The organism is Caballeronia grimmiae, assembly GCF_000698555.1.
GTDB classification, from domain to species: domain Bacteria; phylum Pseudomonadota; class Gammaproteobacteria; order Burkholderiales; family Burkholderiaceae; genus Caballeronia; species Caballeronia grimmiae.
In genome coordinates, this window is record NZ_JFHE01000006.1 from 140,193 (window position 1) to 161,266 (window position 21,074).

The window sequence follows — 21,074 nt, forward strand, 5'->3', positions numbered from 1 at the left end:
CAAACGAGAGTAGAGGCTCAAATTACCTAGGTCCATACGTGCCAATTACCTAGGTAATCAGCGCGGCGCCGGATGAAAGAGCGGCGAGGAAGACGCGTCGATGGACGGCCTTCGGCCACTGCCGAATTCTTGTGTCGAATCGAATGGATTTCATCTCACTGAGAAATCACCCTACAACTCTTTTCATTTCTGTGAGAAATCGGTTCGCGAATCATCGAAGCGATAAAAAGTTGCGATTTAAACGATCTATGTTCGCGACTTATTCGCTCAGTGCGCCCTCTATATGGCATAGTCGCGACATCGTCATTAAATGGGAGAAAGACAATGGCAACGATTGATAGCCTGAACGCAAGGATTGCGAAGCTGCAGGCACAGGCTGAAGCGCTTAGAAAAAAGCAGTCGGCGGGCGTCATTTCGCGAATTCAGCGACTAATGAAGGAACACGGTTTAACCGTCGATGATCTCGGTCAAGGCATTCGAAACGAAACTCGAAGCGCTGAACCTAAAACCGAATCCACTGCTTCCGCGAAATACCGCGACCCGAAAAGCGGTGCTGAATGGAGTGGCCGCGGTCGCGCGCCGGGCTGGATTGCGAACGCAAAAAATCGGAATCGGTTTCTAATCGACGGTAATGCGGCGAGCGCAACGGTAACGACCAAGAAGGCGTCCGCTGCGGCCGGTAATTATGTGCGAGGCCCGCAGCCGGCGAAGTATCGCGATCCGAAGTCGGGCGCGACGTGGAGCGGCCGAGGCAAGGCGCCGGCCTGGCTGGCCAATGCGAGAGACCGAAGCCGCTTTCTGATCGATGCGGCTCAGGCCGGCTCGGACGCGAAGTCGTCGGGCGATAAAGCCGCTACCGGAGGCGCTCGCAAGAAAGCAACGGTGAAGGCTGCTTCGAAAAAGGCATCGGCGAAGAAAGCGTCTGCTTCGATGAAGAAGCCTGTAAGCAAGAAGGCCGCTTCCAAAAAGGCCGCTTCCAAAAAGGCCGCTTCCAAAAAGGCCGCTTCCAAAAAGGCCGCGCCTGCCGCCGCGAAGAATAACGCGGGAGCATCCGGTGCTGACACGTCGGCGCCCGCAGCATCGAATCAGGCTGTCTGATTTTGCCGGGATGATGCGCTTCGCCTAACGAACATCTTCGGCCGATCATTGATCCGGGTTGCCACTACGGATATCCTTGAATCGTTCGTCGTCGTTGAATGCGGGTCAACCCGGAGACAACCGTTTGATGAAGCGCGCTTTGGTTTTCTCCTGCATGATCGCCGTGAGCGCGATCATTTGCGGATGCAATAAGGATGGGTCCCGGAACGCGACTCAGGAATCCGGCGCTTCGGCGAGTCAGGCGGCGAGCGCGGCGAGCGCGGTAACTGCCGCATCGAGCGTGCAGGAACGAGGTGCGTTGTCCGCCGTCGCGAAGGCGCAATTGCCGGCCGAAGCAGTGGAAACACTGCGTCTGATCAAGGCGGGCGGCCCCTTTCCTTTTGGCGAGGACGGCGTCCTGTTTCGCAACAGCTCGACATTGTTGCCGCAGCATCCTCGCGGCTACTACCATGCATACACGGTGCGGACGCCCGGTTCGACAGAGCGCGGGCAACGGCGCATCGTGTGTGGCGGGCCGCGCAAGCAGACGAGCGACTGCTATTACACCGACGATTATTACGTGACCTTCAAACGTATCGCGGAATGAGTTCGGGTGCTGAAACCGATTCGCTTCTCTGTAAAACCGCGACTGACAAATCGCATTGCTTCGTCGCTGTGCGTTCTGTGGAGCGAGTGTCATTTCTCTAACGTTCTGACGAGGCCGCCAGGCTATCGCTTCTCATCAGCCATGAAACAACGTCTGCGGATGAAACTCGTGCAGAGAAAACAGCGACTGCGGCGCGCGGGCTGCAATCGCGCTGTGAAAGATGAGCTGGGCGTGGCGGACGACTACAGGTCGAAACTCGTGGCCATCTACTCGCAGCATGAAGCGTTGTTCAAGCGACTGGAGAACGCGAGCGTCGAGCATCAGTAGCAGTCTGCCCACGCGTTTCGTCGACACGCCCTGAACGACGGCACGTCTCTGGTTTACGGCATCTTCGCGTCGAACTTGATGCGCCGGGACTGCCAGTTCTCATCGCCTCGACGCCGCCATCGCGTCCACACTCAACTTTCCTCTTCATCCGCCGATATTTCATCCAGTGGCCGAAACGCCGACGAAAGATCGAGACGCGCGCGTAATGCGAAGAGGACGGAGCAAATGAGAAGACTGAGTTTCAAGGCGACATTGTGGAGCACCGTCGGGTTCATCTGGGTGAGCCTGATCGTGCTGTCGCTATTGAGCGCGACGATGACCCGCACGATGATGATGCACGACCGCGAACGCGGCCTGGCCGAGCAAGTGCAATCGGCGGTGAGCGTCGTGAATCACTACGTCAAGCAGGCGCAAAGCGGCGCGATGTCGGAAGCCGATGCGAAACAGGCGGCCATCGCCCATTTGCGGCCCATTCGCTACGGTCAAAGCGGCTACATGCTCGTCGTCGATTCGAACATGCTGCAATTGCTGAACCCGATTCGCCCCGAGACCGAAAACAAGATCAACGATCTCGTCGACAAGACGGGCAAGCATTTCACCGCCGAAATCGTCAAGCACGGACTCGACGGCACTCACCTCACGAGCTATCTCTACCCGAAGCCGGGCGAAACCGAGGCGCTTCCGAAAAGCGCTTACGGTGAATACGTCCGCGCATGGGACTGGCACGTCTATACCGGCACTTATGTCGATGACATCGATCGCGAATTCGGCGTACGGCTCATCGAGATGCTTGGAATCGTCGGCGTCGTCGGTGCATTGCTGACAGTGGCGATCGGCTGGATCATCCGTAACGTGCTGAGAAAACTGGGCGGCGATCCGCAAGACGTCGCCGAGGCATGCGAACGTATCGCAGCGGGCAACCTGACCGAATCGGTTCATGTTCCCGCCGGTTATGAGAAGAGCCTGATGGCGTCCGTGCGGGCGATGCAGGATCGCCTGCTCGACGCGATCGGCGCGGTCACCTCATCGGCGAAGGCCATCGCGAACGCGACCAATGAAATCGCCGCCGGCAACACGGACCTGTCCGCGCGCACGGAAGAGCAGGCCGCTTCGCTGCAAGAGACGGCGGCGAGCATGGAGGAACTGACTGGCACCGTGAAGCAGAACGCCGACAACGCGCGTCAGGCAAGCGGCCTCGCCGATAACGCGAGCGCGGTGGCGAACGAGGGCGCGGCCATCGTCGGCCAGGTGGTGGATACGATGGCCGGCATCCAGGAAAGCTCCGGCAGGATCGCGGATATCATCGGCATCATCGAAGGCATTGCTTTCCAGACCAACATTCTTGCGCTCAATGCAGCGGTGGAAGCCGCGCGGGCAGGCGAACAGGGCCGCGGCTTTGCCGTCGTGGCAAGCGAAGTGCGCAGCCTGGCGCAGCGCTCGTCGAGCGCGGCGAAAGAGATCAAGGCGCTGATCGACACATCGGGCGATCGCGTCGGCGCGGGCACGGAACTGGTCGCGAAGGCCGGCGATACGATGCGCGGCGTGCAGTCCGCGATCCAGCGCGTGACCGATATCATGGGTGAGATCGCGTCGGCATCGCATGAGCAAAGCCGGGGCATCGAGCAGGTGAATCAGGCGATCACGCAGATGGACGAGGTGACGCAGCAGAACGCCGCGCTCGTCGAACAGGCCGCAGCAGCCGCCGGCTCACTCGACGATCAGGCGAAACAGCTTCGTCAGGCGGTCGCGATTTTCCGAACGAGCCGGGACAGTGCAGGCGTTGCTTCTGTTATCGAAAGCCAGCCCCGGCCGGCGACGATCAAACGCACGCAAAGCCGCACCGCGCCCGCAGCGCCGAAACGCGAGCCGGTGAAAGCCGCATCCCCGGCGATGGCGACCGCGTCGTCGGACAAGGACTGGGAGACTTTCTAAAAGCCGCCCGCGTCCGCGAGCGAGTGACTGCTGTGATAGTCTGGTCTGCCGCGCTGCATAGCCAGCGAGTGAGTTCGATGCAATAGCCCGAGCCGCACTCATTCGCTGACGCCGTGTGTCCTCACGAGGCGAGACATGAAGTACCTATCGCGCATTGCAGTCATGCTTGTGCTTATCGCATCCAGCCTGCGTGCCGACGCCCAGAACGTGCGTCTCACGGATGCGCAGAGGGTCGGCGTCTTCATCGTCGCCAATCAGGCGGAAGTCGCGGCGGGCGAGCTTGCGTTGCGTAGAACGCAGTCGCGAAGCGTGCAGAATTACGCGCGGCGAGTGATTGCCGAACATGACAGCATGAACCGTCAGGTGGCCGCCATGTTGCAGCAGCTTGGCGAACAGGCCCGGCCCAGCGCGATGAGTGAGTCGCTATCGCGGCAGATACGCGATGACCTCGCCGTGCTCGATGATGTGCAAGGCCGTGACTTCGACCTTGCGTATCTGGAACATGAAATCGCGTGGCATCAGCGGTCGATCGCGGCGGTCGATGACTTCGTCCGCACGACGACGAGTGCGGACGTCAAGGCGCTGATGGCTGCGTCGCGGCCAGCGTGCATACTGCATCTCGATCAGGCGCAGCGGCTGGAGTGGGCGTTGCGTCGATGAGTCGATGCTTGCCCACGCGCGAGCCGCTTTTAAGCCGCTGGCGCCACCGACGCCCCTTCAATCCCGTGCCGCTTTAGCGCGTCCGCGACGAAGCCCGACGCCTTCACGTCTTCCACGAATGCACGCAGTAAGTCCGTTGCTGCTTCGCCACGGCTCTTGGGCGTGCCCATCGCTTGCCGGATGACCATGAAGCGCTCGCCAAGCAGCCGCAATCCCGTTGTGCGCGCCGCATCCGATTCCAGCTGCTGACGCACGCCCGCCGCCACATCCAGCCCTTGCTCGATGAACGTCTGCACGACCGCCTGCGATGTCGGCGCGCGCACGATCTCCGCGCGCTTCAGCTCGCGGGTCAGAAAGAGATCGTAGGCGCTGCCTTTACCGACCGTCACGCGCACGCCTTCGCGGTCCACGTCCTCGTTGCGCCGGATGCTCGACTCGTCGCGCACGAGATAGCACCCTTCGATCAGCACATACGGCGCCGTGAACGCGATGCTTGCGCCGCGCAACGGATCGATCGCGAAGAAGCCGATATCCGCCTGTTCGTTCGCGACCGCTTCGACCGATTTGCTGGCGGTATCGAAGACGACGAGTTCCATATCGACGCCGAGCCGCCGTGCGAACTCACGCGCGAGATCGATCGATACGCCGAACGGCTCGCCCGTTTCCGCGCGCTTGTTCGCGAGAATCGGATTGCCGAGATTGATGGATGCCCGCAATTTGCCTTCAGGCGCAATCTTCCGAACGACGTCTTGATCGATATGCATGATGGTGTCGGTAAAGGCTCAGGGTTTGGGAATCGGGAATGTGGATGCTGCATCGATCGATAAGACAGCAGCCGGCGCACGCGGTTCAAGCGCTTGACTGAATCCACGAGAGATCCTCATTCATTCCGGTTTGTAAGGACGGCGAGCTTCAATGACGTCGGGAGAAACGGGAAATATTAGTTTAAGCCCGCGCTTCTCCGTGCAACGACTCGGGGCCGGAACTGCCGCGCGTGACGATGTTCGCGGGCGACAAAGCCGCGTTCAAGAAGTCGGGCAAACGAAAGCCCGATGAACGAATGCGCGTCGAACCGCGCGCCTTTTTCACTGATGCCGCCCGATGTTCTATCCTCTGGATAGGAGCCGTCGAGTACGAAACACGGAGGTGAGTGATGGCCTGCACTCAGCATGGCGCTGGCGGCGCGCTGCGGACCGTGAAGAATCTTCCGTGCCCGCCCGGTCTGCCCGTTCTCGGCAATCTCTTTCAGCTAGCGCCGCCGAAGCTGCATCTGACGCTCGAGCATTGGGCGAAGCGTTACGGGTCGCCTTATCGCGTGCAGCTCGGCACGCTGCCGATCACCGTGTGGACGCAGGCAGACCTGTTCCAGACCGTGATGCGCGAGCGGCCTCATGTCTATCGACGCATCGCGCCGATGGAATCCGTGCTCGCGGAACTCGGCGGCAACGGCGTGTTTTCCGCTGAAGGCGCGTCATGGGCGCCGCAGCGCCGGCTCGTGATGCACGCGCTGTCTCCATCGAACATCAAGTCGTTCTTCCCGGCGCTGGCCGCCATCACCGAGCGCTTTCTCGTCCGGCTGCGCGAGGCCGCGAACGCACACAGAACGCTCGAAATGACCGACGAGCTGAAGCGCTACACGGTCGATGTGACGAGCACACTCGCATTCGGTGAGGACCCGCACACGCTGGAACGGGATCGCGGCGTCATTCAGGAACACCTCGCGCTGATACCGCCTGCACTGATGCGGCGCGTCTCGGCGCTCTTTCCGTATTGGCGTTACTTCAGCCTTCCACAGGACAGGCGTCTTGCGCGTGCCATGGCAAGCGTGCACGAGTATGTCGATACGATGATCGAGCGAGCGCGCAGGCGCTTGTCCGCATGTCCCGGTGCGCCGCCCGGCAACTTGCTGGAAGCGATGCTGCTGGCCCATGACGACGACGGTTCCGCCGTCACCGACGAGCAGATCGCGGCCAACGTCCTGACCTTGCTCGTCGCGGGCGAGGATACGACAGCGAACGCCATCGCGTGGGCGCTGATGTACATTGCCACCGATCCGCACTTGCAGCGTCGCGTGTTCGACGAATCGTTCGATACGCTCGGCCCTCGCAGCGTATGCCCGGACTTCGACGCACTGAAGCGGCTCGATCTGTGCGAAGCGGTGTGCAGCGAAGCGCTGCGTCTGCGCCCCGTCGCCGCGATACAGACATTCGAGCCGCTAACCGAGGTGAACGTCGGCGGCGTGCTCTTGCCGCCCGGCACGCGCATGTTCTACCTCACGCGGCCTTGCATGCTCGACCCGAAAAACTTCGCGCAGCCCGACGAGTTTCTTCCCGACCGTTGGCTGCAACATCGAACAGCAGCAAGCACACCGCACGAACAAAAGGCTTACCTCTCGTTCGGTGCGGGTCCGCGCGTGTGTCCGGGGCGCTATCTGGCCGCCGTGGAAATGCGCTTCGTCATATCGATGTTGACAAGGCACTTCGATATCGAACTCGCGACCGATCCCGCGACCATCAAGGAAGTATCGGCGTTCACGATGGTGCCGGACCGGATGCCGCTCACGCTCGCGGTGCGGTCATAACGCAACGTCGGCATGCGCCCGAAGAGTCGAGACGTTCATCCGCGCCATGCGGATTCGCGGATCACGGCGCAGAAGTTTCCCCGCCTGAATAGAGGCTCCTTGTCCGCGATGACATCGGCCTTCACGTTGCCGAAAGTCGTATCAGGCTTATGTTTGATGCCGTCATAGAAGGCCTGAATGATGTCCTCCTTGAAATGCGCCGTGCGAGGGTGAGCGCCGACGACTGCGCTGCGTTCGGCGTCGCTGTATTGCGGATACGTGAGACCGAGCACATCCATCTCGACACCGGCTGTCACGAGGGCGATCACTGGATGCATATGTTCGGGCACGCCTGGCGTCGTATGCAGCGCGATGGATGTCCACACGAGGTCGATATCCTGAGTGCTGATTCCGCGTTGCTTCAGGAAGTCACGCGCGGCGTTGGCGCCGTCCACTTCGAATCGCTGGTTCGTGCTGCTGTGCGACGGCATGAGGCCGATATCGTGGAACATCGCGCCGGCATAGAGCAACTCGGCGTCGAACGGAAGACCGCGATGCTGTCCGGCCAGTGCGCCGAAGTAATACACGCGGCTCGAATGATTGAAGAGAAGTTCGGTCTCCGTGTCGCGAATGAATTCCGTGATTTCGCGGGCCAGCTTGCTGTCGGGAATGGCAATGCCACTGACGCTTGCGCTCATGACGTTCTCCGGAAAGGGGTGAAAGCTCATTCTCGGACGTGATACGCTTGGCAACAACAGGCGGGAACCGTCGATTCCTGCCATTTCGCGCGGCTTTCGGACCTGGAGTGAATCGGCGTGGCTAAAACGATTGCGATGCTGGCGATGCCCGGCGTGCAAATGCTCGACGTGTGCGGACCGCTCGATGTATTCGCGCAGGCGAATGTCGAAGCGGGCCGCATCGAATACGAACTGAAGATCGTCGGAACCAGGGCGGGCCAGTTAAGAAGCTCGTCCGGCGCCCGCCTGCTGCCGGACGAGATAGCAGGCGACGCCTTCGTTTCCGCTCATACCTTGCTCGTCGCGGGCGCGCCGAATGCATCGACGATGACGTTACCGAGCTCGTTGCGTACGTGGTTGAAAACAATGTCGAAGCGCTGCCGGCGCTTTGGCTCGGTATGCACGGGGGCCTTCATTCTCGCGGAGGCGGGCTTGCTGGAGGGACGGCGCATCACGACTCACTGGTCGTGCGTCGAAGAGTTATCGAGCCGGTATCCCGGCATCAGCGTCGAGCCTGACGCGCTGTACGTGCGGGACGGAAAAGTGCGAACGGCGGCCGGCGTGACGGCCGGACTCGATCTTGCGCTGGCGCTCGTCGAAGAAGATCTGGGACGCGAGGTCGCGATGCGTGTCGCCAGCCAGCTCGTCATGTTCTTCAAGCGTCCCGGCGGGCAGATGCAGTTCAGCCGTCAAGGACACGCGCAGCCAGCGGGCCGCTCGGTGTTGCAGGACGTGCAGCGCCTCGTCGCCGCGCGCCCCGATCTGGACCATAGCGTCGCGAGTCTCGCCGCGCGTGCACATCTGAGTCCACGGCACTTTGCGCGCCTGTTTCAGGCGGAAGTGGGCGTGACGCCGGCCGCATGGGTCGAATCGGCTCGCGTTGCGGCGGCGCGGGGCTTGATCGAGACGAGCGGCGATACGCCGAAACAGGTCGCCGCCAAGTGCGGATTCGCTAACGCCGATGTGTTGCGGCGGAGCTTCGTCAAGCATGTCGGGGTGACGCCTTCGGAGTATCGAAAGCGCTTTGCGACGCGTGTCTGATGCGCTATGAAATCGGCAGCGACGTATCGCGCTTGATTTCGCGCAGCGACAGCATCGACTCGACGGCGGTTACACCGGGCAAGGTCCGCAAGACGTCGCGCATGAAGACGCCGTATTCGTCGAGATCGCGCACGACGATCTGCAAGAGGTAATCCGCCGTCCCGGACACGTTATGGCACGACACGATGCGCTCGATGCCCTGTACTTCGCGCTCGAAGCGGTCGGACAGTGCGCGATCATGGACGCTGAAGCGCACCTGCGCGAAAGCGACGACGCCGAGTTCCAGCCGCCTGCGCGCAAGCAGCGCGCGATAACCCTCGATGTACCCATCGCTTTCGAGGCGCTTCAGGCGCCGCGCACAGGGCGTCTCGCTGAGACCGACGCGCTCGGCGAGCTTGGCAATCGGGAGCCGTCCGTCCTTCTGAAGGGCCGCCAGAATGGCGCGGTCGATGCGGTCCAGTTCAAGCATCGGTTTCCTCCACACAATCCCGCAACGTTAGCGGAAAGCGCTTCGATTTGCAGGGCGGGGCCCGCGTTTCGACGGAAAACCGCGCGAAACGAGTGGCACCATGATCGCAAATATTGGAGGAATCGATCATGGTCTCAAGTCACGTACTCGGGCTTTTTATCGGCGCGCTCGCCGTCGTTTATGCGCTTCCCGGACCCGATATGGCGCTCGTATTGCAGGCCAGCGCTGGGCGAGGGTTCAGACAAGGCGTCGCCGTGGCCGGCGGTCTTGCGACGGCCCGCGCCGCGCATGTGACGCTTTCGGCATTGGGCGTGGCGGCGCTGTTGCGCAGCGCGCCCTGGCTCTATAACGGCGTGCGTATCGCGGGCGGTCTTTATCTGGCCTATGTCGCCGTGCAGATTCTTCGCGCGCCCGCTTTCGGCATGGAGGCGCGAGCACGCGAAGGCGCCGGGCCGTCGCTTTCGGGCGCCTATGCAAAAGGCGTCTTGGGCAATTTGCTGAACCCTAAGGCGCTTTTGTTCTGTTCGGTGCTGCTCCCGCAGTTCGTGGACCCCGCCGCCGGCGCGGTGTGGCCGCAAGTGATGGAGCTTGGCGTCGTGCTCGTTGTCGTGGGCGCGGCCTTCGACCTGACGCTTGCGGCCGGCGCGACGCGCCTCTCACGCTGGCTCACGCGTCACCCTCGTATGCAGCAAGTTCAGCGTTGGGCGTTCAGCGCGACCCTGCTTGCTTTTGCTGCGCGCCTGTCACTCGATTGATACCTCTTGGCGCGTGTCCATGATCTGAAGAATTTGCCTGTACTAGGGTATACGTAGGGTCTTAATTACCGCATTATTTTCGTAAAATCCAGGTAAAACATTCCAACATATCTGAGAGAACGCGGTAATGGAAAGCGATTACGAAGTGCTCTACAAGGGTTGCACGCTGTCGCCACTCGCTGTTGAGGACGGCCCGTTCTACACAGCGATGCTCATCATGCGCACGGCCGATGGCGAAATGCGCGCGAGCGGCGCGCTCGGCCAGTTTGCATGCGCGTTATCTGCAAGACGTTATGCGCTTGCCTACGGCATGGCAGACGTCGACCACCGCGAACCGCCGCTCCCGGACTGGCCACCAGTTCAGGCCAAGGCGGTAAAGGCTGCCCATCGCGCAAGGGTTTGATCCCGAAGCGCAAACAAGGCTTCCGCGTTACGGCGCGAGCGCGTCCGCGACCTCGCTGTTCCAGTACGCGGGAAGCGCCTTGTATGGATTCGGCAGCGTGAACGAAGTGACGTACACGCTTCCGGCACCATGCGTTTTTGCATACGTCACCACGCGCGGCAATTGCGCGGCGCTCACGTTATAGACGATATGCACGAACCGGCTCTTCGGATAAGCCGCCTGCCATCCCATCGTCTGATAGTTCGCATAGCTCCTCGCATTGCTTTCGAACACGACGAATTGATCGGCAGTCGGCAAGCTCGCGTAAAGCTCGGGGATATTCGTACCCGGATTCCCGATGACCGTATAAGTCGGCTTCAGCCCCTTGATGTAGTTGTAGACCGACTGATAAAACTGGATATGCGACGCCTCGTTGTCCGCCGTCATTTCGTCGATGAAGAATCCGTCGACCGCATATAGCGCGATATATCTATTGATGTCAGCCACGACCGCCGAAAGCGATCGCTTCGTGTAAGACGTCGATACATAGCCGATCACCTTGCCGCCCGCGGCGCGCAATCGTGCGATGGCGGCCGTGTAGTTCGCATCGGCGGTGATGCCTGGACCGCTATTGGGATTAAGAATCGCGGTGGTCGGTATCTTGCGCGCCGTTGCCGTGAGCGCGTCCCAATTCGCAACGCCTCTCGCTGCATCGAAATAGGCAGGCACGACCAACGTAACCGGCGCGCTCGCCGTACTCGCCGTCGTGCCCGCGAGCGCAGCGCCGCTGAACGCGATCGACGACACCACTATGCTCGCCTTGATGAATTTCATTCGTCCTCCTTACGCCCGTCGTCGGAATCGTGTCGATTGGCCCGCCTTAGTGCGGCGGGCAACTTTGTTATGCGTCACCGGATTACTCCGGCTTCGCCCGACGTATTAACGGCGTCGTGGTGCCGGTTCTTTAGTGCATCGGGCAATCCCTGGCGTCCGTTTTGTGCGCCGATTGCCCGATGCGCCCTCGCGAAACGGCCTTCATCGGCGCGAGCAAGCGTCGCGCGCGCTCGACTTCCTCCCCGAGTTGCTCGATCAGCCATCGCGCGACATGCCGCGTGCCGTCCGACGGATTCGACGAACGATATTCGAGCACGTAGTGGCAGCCCGTTTCAATATAGCGATCCCATGCGGGAATCACCTTGCCCTCGTTGAGCGGCGCGGCGATAGCCAGCAGCCAGCCGAGCACGACGCCCTGGCCGAGCATCGCGCATTGCACGGCGAGACCGGGGTCCGTGTGATGCACCGCTTCACCGATGCCTTGATCCGAACGCCCCGTCGCGCGATGGAAATCCGCCCATGAATGCGTGGTCACATCGAGATGAATATAGGCATGACCTTCATGCGACTTCGGCGCATCGAGCGGTCCCGATTCAGCGAGATAGTTCGGACTGCAAACAGGAACGATGATCTCGGGGCAAAGACACGAAGGATCGCTTTCCGAGCCGGGACCGTGCAGCCGGATTCCGAGTTCCGCGTCTTCGAGCGGTCCGTACAGGCGGCCCGGCATGACCTGCAGACGCAGATTGATCGACGGAAAGCGCTTGCGAAAGTCCGCATAACGCGGCAGAAGCCATAAGGCGGCGAAACCGCTTGCGAGCGATAGCGTGACGATCTCGCCTCGCGCATGATCGCGCTTGAGTTGGTCGATGGTGTCGCCGATCTGACCGAAACCGGATGCGACCGCACGTTGCAGCGTTGCGCCGCGATCCGTCAGGGTTAGCCCTAGCTTCGTGCGTTCGAAGAGCTTGAAGTCCAGCGCGTCTTCAAGACGCGCCACCCATGCGGCTCACCGCGACGGGCGTCACGTTGAGTTCGCCGGCCGCCTTGGTGAAGCTCAGAAGCCGCGCGGATGTTTCGAATACGAGCAGTGCCTGAAGCGAAGGAAGTCGAAGACTCATACAACACCATGTTATGGGGCATGCATCGATTTGTAATTTGACGGCAGATATTGGTCTTCTTACCTTGAGTCCAACGCTCAACTCATCTGGCAGGCCATGACACCCCACACCGATCACCGCGCCGCCGCACCCGCATCGTCGGACCCGTTGCTTCAGCCATTCGCCCTCAGGCATCTCGTCCTCAAGAACCGCGTCATGAGCACGAGCCACGCAAGCCGTCTGACGCGCGATGAATTCCCGCAAGAGGTCTATCAACGGTATCACGAGGAAAAAGCGAAAGGGGGGCTTGCGCTGACGATGTTCGGCGGTTCATCGAACGTCAGCATCGACAGTCCCAACACCTTCCAGCAGATCAACGTATCGACCGATGCCGTCGTGCCGCATCTGCGGCGCTTTGCCGATCGCATCCACACGCATGGCGCGGCGCTGATGTGCCAGATCACGCATCTGGGACGCCGCGGCGATGCCTACACGGAGCCGTGGCTGCCGATGATCGCGCCATCGGCGGTGCGCGAAACGCTGCATCGCGCGATACCGCAGGCCATGCACGACGCCGACATCAGGCGCGTGATCCGCGACTTCGGCCTCGCGGCGAAGCGTTGCCGCGATGGCGGCCTCGATGGCATCGAAACGCATGCGGGCGGGCATCTCATCGGGCAGTTCATGGACCCGACCGTGAACCTGCGCACCGACAAATATGGCGGTTCGACCGCTAATCGCGTGCGCTTTGCGATCGAAGTCCATGAAGAGATACGCAAGCAGACGGGTGACGATTTCATCGTCGGCTTTCGCTTCGCGCTCGAAGACGGATGCAGCTTCGAAGAAGGGCTCGAAATGTCGCGCATTCTGCAGAGCACCGGGCTAGTCGATTTCTTCAACGTCACGTTCGGGCGCATGGACACGAAGATGTCGCTCGCAGTGAATCCGATGCCGGGCATGTTCGTGCCGTCCGCGCCGTGGCTGCCGAAAGCTGCGGCATTCAAGCGCGCAGTCGATTTGCCCGTGTTCCACGCGGCGAAGATCGCGGACCTCGCCACCGCACGCTATGCGATCCGCGAAGGGCTGCTCGACATGGTCGGCATGACGCGCGCGCATATCGCGGAGCCGCATCTCGTGAAGCTCGTCGAAGCGGGCAAGGAAGACGAAGCGCGGCCGTGCGTCGGCGCATCGTTCTGCCGCAATTTCCGCGCGACCTGCATCCATAATCCGGCGACATCGCGCGAGACGTATCTCACGCATGACATTGCACAGGCGGCGCACAAGAAGCGGGTGCTGATCGTCGGCGCGGGACCGGCGGGTCTCGAAGCGGCGCGCATCAGCGCAAAACGTGGCCATGACGTGACCGTGCTCGAAGCCAATTCGACGGCGGGCGGACAGATGCTGCTCGCGGCGACGGGAAGCTGGCGGCGCGATCTCATCGGCATCGTGGACTGGCGCGTGTCGCAACTCGAACAACTCGGCGTCGACGTGCGCTACAACCACTATGCCGAACTGAGCGACGTGCTGAGTCACGGCGCGGATGCCGTCATCATCGCGACGGGCGGCCTGCCCGACCTCGATGCGTTGCCGGGCGGCGAACTCTGCAAGTCGGTGTTCGACGCGCTGACGGAAACGCCGCCGCGCGCCGGCAGCGTGCTCGTGTACGACGGCACGGGCCGGCACAACGCCTATCTGTGCGCCGAGCGTTATGTCGATGCGGGCCTCGACGTATCGCTTGCCTTGATCGACAGCACGCCCGCGCAGGAAACGGGCGGACGCGGCGACGATCAGGCATGGATGCGCCACATCGCGCGCTGGGACGTGCCTGTGCGGACCAATGTCGAACTGATCGAAGTCAGCGCGTCAGCGAGCGGCAAGCGGCGCGCGGTGTTCCGCCATCATCTGACGAACGAACTGGTCGAAGTGGAAGCGGATCATGTGGTCGCCGAGCGCGGCATGCTCGCCGTCGAAGACCTGTTCGAAGCCGCGCGCATGTATTCGGTCAACGACGGCTACACCGATCTCGAAGCCTTCGCGACAGCCAGGCCGCAACCCGCCGCACAGGAAGGCGAGGCAGGGCAGTTCCATCTATACCGCATCGGCGATGCAAGCGCGTCGCGCGACATCCATACGGCCATCTACGACGCGTACCGGCTTTGCCTCGCGCTGTGACGGACCGACCCATCCATCCGCATGACGACATCACCGAGCGAGGCTGCCCATGACATTGCCGAAAGACTTCGTTGTCGCCGATCCCTCCCGCCGCAAGGCGATCAAAACGCTGGCCGCCGCGGGCGCCGCGACGCTCATTCTGCCGGGTGCATCGTCGCTTGCATTCGCCGCGACGGAAGCCGCGCCGCAACGCGGTGGACGCATTCGCGTTGCGCTCGCGAATCAGTCGCTGATGGACTCGCTCGATCCCGCGAAGGGCACGCATACCGGCGACTATTCGCGCGCCTATATGTTCTATAGCGGCCTCACCGAACTCGACGCCGACTTCAAGACGCAGAACGCACTGGCCGAGAAGCTTGAATCCGACGACTTCGTGAAGTGGAACGTTGCGCTCAAGCCCAACGTGCACTTTCACGACGGCAAGCCCTTCACTGCCGACGATGTCGTGTTCTCGCTGATGCGTCACAAGGACCCGGCGACGGCGTCGAAGGCGAAGTCCATCGCGGACGGTATCGCATCGGTGAAAGCGGCCGGACCGCTCAAGGTCGAGATCACGTTGACGGAGCCGAACGTCGATCTTCCCGCGCTGCTCGCGATCCCGCACTTCGTGATCGTCGCCGCGAACACGACGGACTTCTCGAAAGGCAACGGCACCGGCCCGTTCATCTGCAAGGAGTTCACGCCGGCGCAGCGCTGCATCGGCGTGCGCAATCCGAACTTCTGGAAGCCGGGGAAGCCCTATCTGGATGAAGTGGAAGTCATCGGCATTGGCGACGATGCCGCGCGCACCAACGCGCTGCTCGCGGGCGACGTGCAGCTCATATCGCCGCTGCCCGCACGCGATGTCGACCGCATCAAGCAGACCGGCAAGGCGACCGTGCTCGAAAGTCCGGCGCAGCTTTATTCGGACCTCGCATTGCGTCAGGACATGCTTCCGACCAAAAGTACCGACTTCAACGAAGGCATCAAATATCTGCATGACCGGCAGCGCATCGTGAACGTGATGCTGCGCGGCCACGGCACGCTTGCGAACGATCATCCGGTGCCGGAGTGGCATCCGTATTTCATGAAGGGATTGCCGCAGCGCGCTTATGACCCGGACAAGGCGCAGTTCCACTTCAAGAAGGCCGGCACGCAGAGCGCGCGGGCGGAAATCATCGCGCCGCCATCCGTGGAAACGGCGCTCGATTCCGCGATGCTGGTTCAGCAAGCGGCGAAGCAGGCGGGCGTCGACATCAACGTGCGCCGCGTGCCCGCCGATGGTTACTGGAGCACGTACTGGATGAAGTACCCGATGACCTACGGTTCCATCCTGCCGCGCCCGACGCTCGATCTGCTGTACACGCAGTTCTTCCGCTCGAACGCGAACTGGAATGAATCGGGCTGGAAGAACGAGCAGTTCGATCAACTGCTGGTGCAGGCGCGCCGCGAGCGCGACAATGCGAAGCGCAAGCAGATTTACGGCGATATGCAGACCATCGTGTACGAGAGGAACAGTCTCGTGATACCCGCGTTCATCAACTTCATCGATGCGCAGAGTTCAACGTTGCGTGGCTTGAAGGGCAGTCCGTCGGGCCGCGTGATGGGTTATCGCTTTGCGGAATTCGCGTGGCTTGCGAAGGCGTGAGCGTGCCTGGCTTTACCAGAGCGCCTGGCTCGTGAGGGCGAACTGCGTGAGCGAGGAATCGGTGGATGGCGTGCCGTTCAGCGCCATCTGCTCGATGGTATCGACGAGCGGCAGGCCCTGTCCTTCGAGCCACGCTGAAAGCCCGTAACGCAGCGGGGTATCGACGCGCACGAACATGCCAGCGTTCAGCGCGAGCCAGTAGCTGATCAACGCTTTCGCGCGGCTTTGGTCCGGCGATTCGGGCGCGATCACCGGGCCGATCACGTGGCCATCGCCGAAGCGCCGGAACAGCGCAAAGCCGATCAGTTCGCCATCGCGGTCCAATGCGATACCGCTCGCGACATCGAGCAGGTGCGGCATCACTTTGGTGCGATCCATGCCGGTCGCGCGGGTCGCGAGATCGGCGAGACGTAGCGTGTCCTTCGCGCCGATCGGACGAAGCCGCTCGCCCGGCGGCAGTGAAACGAGCGGCGGCTGAAAGGCCGCGCCCTGATGTTGATGAATCGTATCGATGCGCGTGAAGCCGCGTTCTTCGCACAAGTGCCTGCCTTCATTGGATACATGACTGAGCAGCATGCGCGAGGGGTGCGCCGCGATCAGGCGGTCGAGCAATGCACGCCCGATGCCCTGACGTTGATGCTCGGGCGACACGATGAACATGCCGAGCGTGGCGGCGCTTTCGCCGAACTGCCAGGCGAGCGCGGTGCCGATGAGCGCGCCTTGCGCATCGACAGCGGCAAAACCGCGGCCGAGACGTGCGGCGAAGCGCCAGTCGTCGGCCCGATGCCGCCATTTGACGGACATGGAAAGCGCATGCCCGGCGGGGATGTCGTCGAGCGTGAAAGCCCGGTATTCGACCACATCGCGATTGTTCGAGTCGGGCATGCCGGCCTCCTCATTTTGAAGACTATTACCGTGACTGTGACACCGCGCCGCGTGCATGGCTAGGACGATCTTCCTGTCCCACACAGGCAATGGACCGCGCGATGTGGTGCAACGCAAAAGCGCAGGTTATCGCGCCGACAACGCGCGCGCTGTGCTGTATCGGCAATTTTGTCGGCGATTTATGCCGGGCCTCCGGTCCTACGATGATGTCATGCCAACGCAGCATCCCGAGGAGGATTCACGCTTATGGACCGTTTCGATCCCGCCAGCATCGGCATCAGGAGCGGGCACTTCATCGGCGGCGAACTGATCGATGCAGGCGCGTCGCGCATCGACGTCGCGCGGCCATCGGATGGCCTCACGTATGCATCGGTGCCCGTCGCCGATGACGCGATGATCGACTATGCCGTGCAGAACGCATACGCCGCGTTCACACGAAGCGACTGGGCGCGCCGTGCGCCGCGCGAGCGCGCCCGCGTGTTGCGCCAGTTCGCCGATCTCGTCGCGGCCGATGCAGCGAATCTCGCGCCGCTCGAAGCCGTCGGTTCGACGCGTCCGGTGCGCGATGCGTACCACTGGGACGTTCCGTTCACCGCCGAGAGCATCCGCTTCTACGCGGAGCTTGCCGACAAGATCGGCGGCGAAGTGGCGGCGACCGATCATCGTCATCTCGGCATGACGATCGCCGAACCGTATGGCGTGATCGGCGCCATCGCACCGTGGAATTTTCCGCTCGTGATGGGCATATGGAAGGTTGCGCCCGCGCTCGCGGCGGGCAATGCGGTCGTGCTCAAGCCTTCGGAAATGACGCCGTTTTCCGCATTGCGGCTGGCCGAGCTTGCGCTGCAAGCAGGCGTGCCGCCCGGCATCTTCAACGTCGTTCAGGGCGATGGCCGCATCACCGGCGAGGCGCTCGTGCGTCATCCGCGCATCGGCAAAGTGACGTTCACCGGCTCGACGCGCACCGGCGCCGCGATCATGGCCGCCTGCGCGGAAACGGGCACCAAGCCCGTCACGCTCGAACTCGGCGGCAAGAGCCCGCAGATCGTATTCGCCGATGCCCCGCGCATCGACGATGTGGCGAGACGCATCGCCGGCGCGATCACGGGCAACGCGGGACAGGTATGCGTGGCGGGATCGCGTCTGCTCGTTCAACGCGCGATAGCCGATGAACTGATCGAACGCATTGCGCAAGCCTTCAGCGAACTGAGGGCGGGACCGACATGGGCCGCAGGCGCGACCTTGCCGCCGATCATCTCCGAGCCGCAGGCAGCGCGCATCGATGCGATCGTTCAGCGCAGCATCGCGAGCGGCGCGACCTTGCGATACGGCGGCACACGCGCCGATGCGGCAACGCCCGGCGCATTCTATTCGCCGACCTTGCTCTGCGATGTCACGCAGGAAAGCGAAGCGGTGCGCAGCGAAATCTTCGGCCCCGTGCTGACTGTCCAGTCGTTCGACACGGAAGAAGAAGCGCTCGAACTCGCGTCGCATCCCGAGTATGGACTTGCCGCCGGCGTGCATACAGCCGATATCGGCCGCGCGTTGCGCATGGTGCGCGGCATCGAAGCGGGCACGGTATGGGTCAATCGTTATGGACGCACCAGCGATTTCGTGATCCCCACGGGCGGGTACAAGCGCTCGGGCATCGGCAAGGATCTTGGCCGCCAGTCCTATGAAGCGAATCTGCGCTTCAAGAGTGTGCTCATCGACACGGAAGGCTGAGTTGCACGACCGTGCATAAAAGCACACCGCATTTTGTGCTGTCGCGGAGCTTGAAAACGCATGACTTGTATCGTCGCAACGCACGCATTCGACGCCAGCAGTCATTTTTGCCTTGATTAAATTTTCTCGACAGTTCGCTGTTCCTTGTTTCCACCACTGAACTCCGGGCGGGTTCACTACACGACAGGACTGAAACCATGATCGATTTCGAGCCGAAGTACATCACGTTCGACTGCTACGGCACGCTGACGAAGTTCCGCATGGCCGATATGACCCGCGAGCTGTACGCCGACCGCCTGAAAGGCGACGAGCTGGAGCAATTCGTCAAGTTCTTCGCAGGTTATCGTCGCGATGAAGTGCTCGGGGCGTGGAAGCCGTATCGCGATGTGATCGTCAATTCGGTGCGCCGGGCATGTGCGCGGATGAACGTCGAGTTCAACGAAGCCGAAGCCGAGAAGTTCTATCTCGCCGTGCCGACCTGGGGCCCGCATCCGGACGTGCCGGAAGGCCTCTCGCGGCTTGCGAAGAAATACAAGCTGGTGATTCTGTCGAACGCATCGAACGATCAGATTCAAAGCAACGTCGACCTGCTCGGTGCGCCGTTCCATCGCGTGTTCACGGCGCAGCAGGCGCAGTCGTACAAGCCGCGCATGCAGGGCTTCGAGTACATGTTCGATCAGCTCGACTGCAATCCGGAAGACGTGCTGCATGTGTCGTCCAGCCTGCGTTACGACCTGATGACCGCGCATGACATGGGCATCAAGCACAAGGCTTTCGTGAAGCGCGGGCATGAGCCGGGCACGCCCTACTACGAGTATTACGAAGTGGAAACCATCGGCGAGCTAGCCGGCCAGCTCGGTCTGTAACCGCACTCCCTCACGCGAGCAATGCCGATGAAACTCGACTCCTACTGGCTCGACACCGCGCCCGCGATGACCTCGGCGTGCGAAGGCCCGGTCGATGGCCAGGCCGATGTCGCCGTGATCGGCGGCGGGTTCACGGGTTTGTCGGCGGCGCTCGCGCTGGGAAAGCGCGGCGCGTCGGTCGTGGTGCTCGATGCCGGGCGGATCGGCGGCGGCGCGTCGGGCCGCAATGGCGGCCAGTGCAACACGGGCGTCGCGCAGGACTATGCGGCGCTGCGCGCGCAACTCGGCGTCGAGCGTGCGCAGGGCTGCTATCGCGCGTATGCGGCGGCGGTGAGCACCGTGGAACGCCTGATCCGCGAAGAGAGCATCGATTGCGATTACCTCGCGTCGGGCAAGCTGAAGCTGGCCGCAAAGCCGCATCATCTGGAACACATCGCGGCGGCCGCCGAACTGATTCGCCGAGAAGTGGATCCGCACATCGACTTGCTCGATCGCGAGCAGATCCGCAATGAAGTGCAGTCCGATGCCTTTCACGGCGGCCTGTTGCAGCGTCATGGCGGACAGATGCACATGGGCAAGTTCGCCGCTGGACTTGCGAAGGCAGCCGCAAGACAAGGCGCACGGCTTTATGAGCATGCCGAAGTAACGGCGATTGCGAAGGAAGGCGGGGCGTATCGGATCGATTCGAAGCGGGGCACGGTTCGCGCGAAGCAAGTGTTGATCGCGACCGGCCCGTCGAAACACGGTCCGTTCTCGTGGTATCGGCGAAGGATGGCGCCGGTCGGCTCGTTCATCATCGTGACCGAGCCGTTGGCCGCCGATCGTTTGAGCCAACTGATGCCGAACCGCCGCTCGTACACGACGAGCCGCCTGATGCACAACTACTTTCGCATCACGCCCGATTCGCGGCTGCTGCTGGGCGGCCGCGCACGGTTCACCGCGTCGGAGCGTCCATCGGATGAAAAGAGCGGGCGCATCCTGCAAGGCAATCTGGCCTCGATTTTCCCGGGTCTTGCGAACGTGCGAATCGACTATTGCTGGGGCGGGCTCGTCGATATCACCGCCGACCGCCTGCCGCGTGCGGGCCAGCACGACGGCCTCTATTTCTCGATGGGCTACAGCGGCCACGGCACGCAAATGTCGACGCACATGGGCCAGGTGATGGCCGACGTGATGAACGGCAATGCCGATGCCAACCCGTGGCGCGAATTCGCCTGGCCCGCGATTCCGGGCCACACGGGCAAGCCGTGGTTCCTGCCGCTCGTCGGCGCGTATTACTCGATCAAAGACGTGTTTTATTGAAGCAACGGAAGCAACG

Annotated in this window: 21 protein-coding genes; 14 read left to right on the top strand and 7 right to left on the bottom strand. The window is 62.1% G+C overall.

Translation table 11 applies throughout. The features are described from left to right. Nucleotides 1-324 precede the first annotated feature (324 nt). The 5 genes from BG57_RS09735 to BG57_RS09755 all read left to right on the top strand — a co-directional run bounded on the left by BG57_RS09735 (nt 325) and on the right by BG57_RS09755 (nt 4,603). Nucleotides 325-1,098, top strand: coding sequence for an H-NS family nucleoid-associated regulatory protein (locus BG57_RS09735; RefSeq protein WP_035962602.1), 774 nt, complete (start codon nt 325-327; stop codon nt 1,096-1,098). A gap of 127 nt (nt 1,099-1,225) precedes the next feature. Further along, on the top strand, nt 1,226-1,684 hold the full coding sequence (locus BG57_RS09740) for a ribonuclease (protein WP_035962755.1): 459 nt from the start codon (nt 1,226-1,228) through the stop codon (nt 1,682-1,684). A 6-nt stretch (nt 1,685-1,690) separates the two neighbouring features. Then, nucleotides 1,691-2,011: a hypothetical protein gene (locus tag BG57_RS32475; RefSeq protein ID WP_152562555.1), complete on the top strand. Its 321-nt coding sequence runs from the start codon at nt 1,691-1,693 to the stop codon at nt 2,009-2,011. 225 nt (nt 2,012-2,236) lie between these two features. Beyond that, nucleotides 2,237-3,943, top strand: coding sequence for a methyl-accepting chemotaxis protein (locus BG57_RS09750; protein ID WP_035962604.1), 1,707 nt, complete (start codon nt 2,237-2,239; stop codon nt 3,941-3,943). 135 nt (nt 3,944-4,078) lie between these two features. Beyond that, nucleotides 4,079-4,603, top strand: coding sequence for a DUF4142 domain-containing protein (locus BG57_RS09755; RefSeq protein WP_035962605.1), 525 nt, complete (start codon nt 4,079-4,081; stop codon nt 4,601-4,603). Between the two features lie 29 nt (nt 4,604-4,632). Here the strand turns inward: BG57_RS09755 and BG57_RS09760 are convergent, their stop codons facing one another. Further along, nucleotides 4,633-5,367: an ABC transporter substrate-binding protein gene (locus tag BG57_RS09760; protein WP_035962607.1), complete on the bottom strand. Its 735-nt coding sequence runs from the start codon at nt 5,365-5,367 to the stop codon at nt 4,633-4,635. 389 nt (nt 5,368-5,756) lie between these two features. Between BG57_RS09760 and BG57_RS09765 the strand changes: the two genes are divergently transcribed. Beyond that, on the top strand, nt 5,757-7,184 hold the full coding sequence (locus tag BG57_RS09765; RefSeq protein WP_035962608.1) for a cytochrome P450: 1,428 nt from the start codon (nt 5,757-5,759) through the stop codon (nt 7,182-7,184). Between the two features lie 35 nt (nt 7,185-7,219). On the opposite strand, the gene BG57_RS09770 is transcribed toward BG57_RS09765, so the two are convergent. Continuing rightward, the gene (locus BG57_RS09770; protein WP_035962756.1) at nt 7,220-7,861 is read right to left on the bottom strand and encodes an HD domain-containing protein; all 642 of its coding nucleotides are present in this window, start codon (nt 7,859-7,861) and stop codon (nt 7,220-7,222) included. Nucleotides 7,862-7,978: 117 nt separating this feature from the next. Here BG57_RS09770 and BG57_RS09775 point away from each other — a divergent pair, with 117 nt between their 5' ends. Further along, on the top strand, nt 7,979-8,941 hold the full coding sequence (locus BG57_RS09775; protein ID WP_035962609.1) for a GlxA family transcriptional regulator: 963 nt from the start codon (nt 7,979-7,981) through the stop codon (nt 8,939-8,941). Between the two features lie 4 nt (nt 8,942-8,945). On the opposite strand, the gene BG57_RS09780 is transcribed toward BG57_RS09775, so the two are convergent. Beyond that, complete coding sequence (locus BG57_RS09780; protein WP_035962610.1) at nt 8,946-9,410, bottom strand: Lrp/AsnC family transcriptional regulator; 465 nt, start codon at nt 9,408-9,410, stop codon at nt 8,946-8,948. Between the two features lie 128 nt (nt 9,411-9,538). Here BG57_RS09780 and BG57_RS09785 point away from each other — a divergent pair, with 128 nt between their 5' ends. Continuing rightward, nucleotides 9,539-10,165, top strand: coding sequence for a LysE family translocator (locus BG57_RS09785; RefSeq protein WP_035962611.1), 627 nt, complete (start codon nt 9,539-9,541; stop codon nt 10,163-10,165). Between the two features lie 127 nt (nt 10,166-10,292). Continuing rightward, the gene (locus BG57_RS09790) at nt 10,293-10,568 is read left to right on the top strand and encodes a hypothetical protein (protein ID WP_035962612.1); all 276 of its coding nucleotides are present in this window, start codon (nt 10,293-10,295) and stop codon (nt 10,566-10,568) included. A gap of 27 nt (nt 10,569-10,595) precedes the next feature. Here BG57_RS09790 and BG57_RS09795 read toward each other — a convergent pair whose 3' ends face one another. The 3 genes from BG57_RS09795 to BG57_RS33675 all read right to left on the bottom strand — a co-directional run bounded on the left by BG57_RS09795 (nt 10,596) and on the right by BG57_RS33675 (nt 12,502). Then, nucleotides 10,596-11,381, bottom strand: coding sequence for a spherulation-specific family 4 protein (locus BG57_RS09795; protein ID WP_052005690.1), 786 nt, complete (start codon nt 11,379-11,381; stop codon nt 10,596-10,598). 130 nt (nt 11,382-11,511) lie between these two features. Continuing rightward, the gene (locus BG57_RS09800; RefSeq protein WP_229754014.1) at nt 11,512-12,381 is read right to left on the bottom strand and encodes a LysR substrate-binding domain-containing protein; all 870 of its coding nucleotides are present in this window, start codon (nt 12,379-12,381) and stop codon (nt 11,512-11,514) included. Then, entirely contained in the window at nt 12,368-12,502 is a 135-nt protein-coding gene (locus BG57_RS33675) for a LysR family transcriptional regulator (RefSeq protein WP_229754015.1), read from the bottom strand. The genes BG57_RS09800 and BG57_RS33675 overlap by 14 nt, the downstream gene beginning before the upstream one ends. A gap of 96 nt (nt 12,503-12,598) precedes the next feature. Here BG57_RS33675 and BG57_RS09805 point away from each other — a divergent pair, with 96 nt between their 5' ends. Next, complete coding sequence (locus BG57_RS09805) at nt 12,599-14,653, top strand: oxidoreductase (protein WP_035962614.1); 2,055 nt, start codon at nt 12,599-12,601, stop codon at nt 14,651-14,653. A gap of 49 nt (nt 14,654-14,702) precedes the next feature. Continuing rightward, on the top strand, nt 14,703-16,280 hold the full coding sequence (locus BG57_RS09810; RefSeq protein ID WP_035962615.1) for an ABC transporter substrate-binding protein: 1,578 nt from the start codon (nt 14,703-14,705) through the stop codon (nt 16,278-16,280). Between the two features lie 12 nt (nt 16,281-16,292). Here BG57_RS09810 and BG57_RS09815 read toward each other — a convergent pair whose 3' ends face one another. Beyond that, nucleotides 16,293-17,165: a GNAT family N-acetyltransferase gene (locus BG57_RS09815; RefSeq protein WP_035962616.1), complete on the bottom strand. Its 873-nt coding sequence runs from the start codon at nt 17,163-17,165 to the stop codon at nt 16,293-16,295. Between the two features lie 246 nt (nt 17,166-17,411). Here BG57_RS09815 and BG57_RS09820 point away from each other — a divergent pair, with 246 nt between their 5' ends. From BG57_RS09820 to BG57_RS09830, 3 genes are all read left to right on the top strand, one after another. Then, a complete protein-coding gene (locus tag BG57_RS09820; protein WP_035962617.1) occupies nt 17,412-18,890 on the top strand; it encodes an aldehyde dehydrogenase family protein in 1,479 nt (492 codons plus the stop codon). 197 nt (nt 18,891-19,087) lie between these two features. Then, nucleotides 19,088-19,756, top strand: a complete 669-nt coding sequence (locus BG57_RS09825) for a haloacid dehalogenase type II (RefSeq protein WP_035962618.1) — start codon at nt 19,088-19,090, stop codon at nt 19,754-19,756. Nucleotides 19,757-19,783: 27 nt separating this feature from the next. Beyond that, a complete protein-coding gene (locus BG57_RS09830; protein WP_035962759.1) occupies nt 19,784-21,058 on the top strand; it encodes an NAD(P)/FAD-dependent oxidoreductase in 1,275 nt (424 codons plus the stop codon). Nucleotides 21,059-21,074 lie beyond the last annotated feature (16 nt).

Excerpts from the sequence above, each read along its gene's own strand:
- BG57_RS09735 (WP_035962602.1), top strand. The coding sequence starts at position 325 with ATGGCAACGATTGATAGCCTGAACGCAAGGATTGCGAAGCTGCAGGCA.
- BG57_RS09740 (WP_035962755.1), top strand. The coding sequence starts at position 1,226 with ATGAAGCGCGCTTTGGTTTTCTCCTGCATGATCGCCGTGAGCGCGATC.
- BG57_RS09750 (WP_035962604.1), top strand. The coding sequence starts at position 2,237 with ATGAGAAGACTGAGTTTCAAGGCGACATTGTGGAGCACCGTCGGGTTC.
- BG57_RS09755 (WP_035962605.1), top strand. The coding sequence starts at position 4,079 with ATGAAGTACCTATCGCGCATTGCAGTCATGCTTGTGCTTATCGCATCC.
- BG57_RS09760 (WP_035962607.1), bottom strand. The coding sequence starts at position 5,367 with ATGCATATCGATCAAGACGTCGTTCGGAAGATTGCGCCTGAAGGCAAA.
- BG57_RS09765 (WP_035962608.1), top strand. The coding sequence starts at position 5,757 with ATGGCCTGCACTCAGCATGGCGCTGGCGGCGCGCTGCGGACCGTGAAG.
- BG57_RS09770 (WP_035962756.1), bottom strand. The coding sequence starts at position 7,861 with ATGAGCGCAAGCGTCAGTGGCATTGCCATTCCCGACAGCAAGCTGGCC.
- BG57_RS09780 (WP_035962610.1), bottom strand. The coding sequence starts at position 9,410 with ATGCTTGAACTGGACCGCATCGACCGCGCCATTCTGGCGGCCCTTCAG.
- BG57_RS09785 (WP_035962611.1), top strand. The coding sequence starts at position 9,539 with ATGGTCTCAAGTCACGTACTCGGGCTTTTTATCGGCGCGCTCGCCGTC.
- BG57_RS09790 (WP_035962612.1), top strand. The coding sequence starts at position 10,293 with ATGGAAAGCGATTACGAAGTGCTCTACAAGGGTTGCACGCTGTCGCCA.
- BG57_RS09795 (WP_052005690.1), bottom strand. The coding sequence starts at position 11,381 with ATGAAATTCATCAAGGCGAGCATAGTGGTGTCGTCGATCGCGTTCAGC.
- BG57_RS33675 (WP_229754015.1), bottom strand. The coding sequence starts at position 12,502 with ATGAGTCTTCGACTTCCTTCGCTTCAGGCACTGCTCGTATTCGAAACA.
- BG57_RS09805 (WP_035962614.1), top strand. The coding sequence starts at position 12,599 with ATGACACCCCACACCGATCACCGCGCCGCCGCACCCGCATCGTCGGAC.
- BG57_RS09810 (WP_035962615.1), top strand. The coding sequence starts at position 14,703 with ATGACATTGCCGAAAGACTTCGTTGTCGCCGATCCCTCCCGCCGCAAG.
- BG57_RS09815 (WP_035962616.1), bottom strand. The coding sequence starts at position 17,165 with ATGCCCGACTCGAACAATCGCGATGTGGTCGAATACCGGGCTTTCACG.
- BG57_RS09820 (WP_035962617.1), top strand. The coding sequence starts at position 17,412 with ATGGACCGTTTCGATCCCGCCAGCATCGGCATCAGGAGCGGGCACTTC.
- BG57_RS09825 (WP_035962618.1), top strand. The coding sequence starts at position 19,088 with ATGATCGATTTCGAGCCGAAGTACATCACGTTCGACTGCTACGGCACG.
- BG57_RS09830 (WP_035962759.1), top strand. The coding sequence starts at position 19,784 with ATGAAACTCGACTCCTACTGGCTCGACACCGCGCCCGCGATGACCTCG.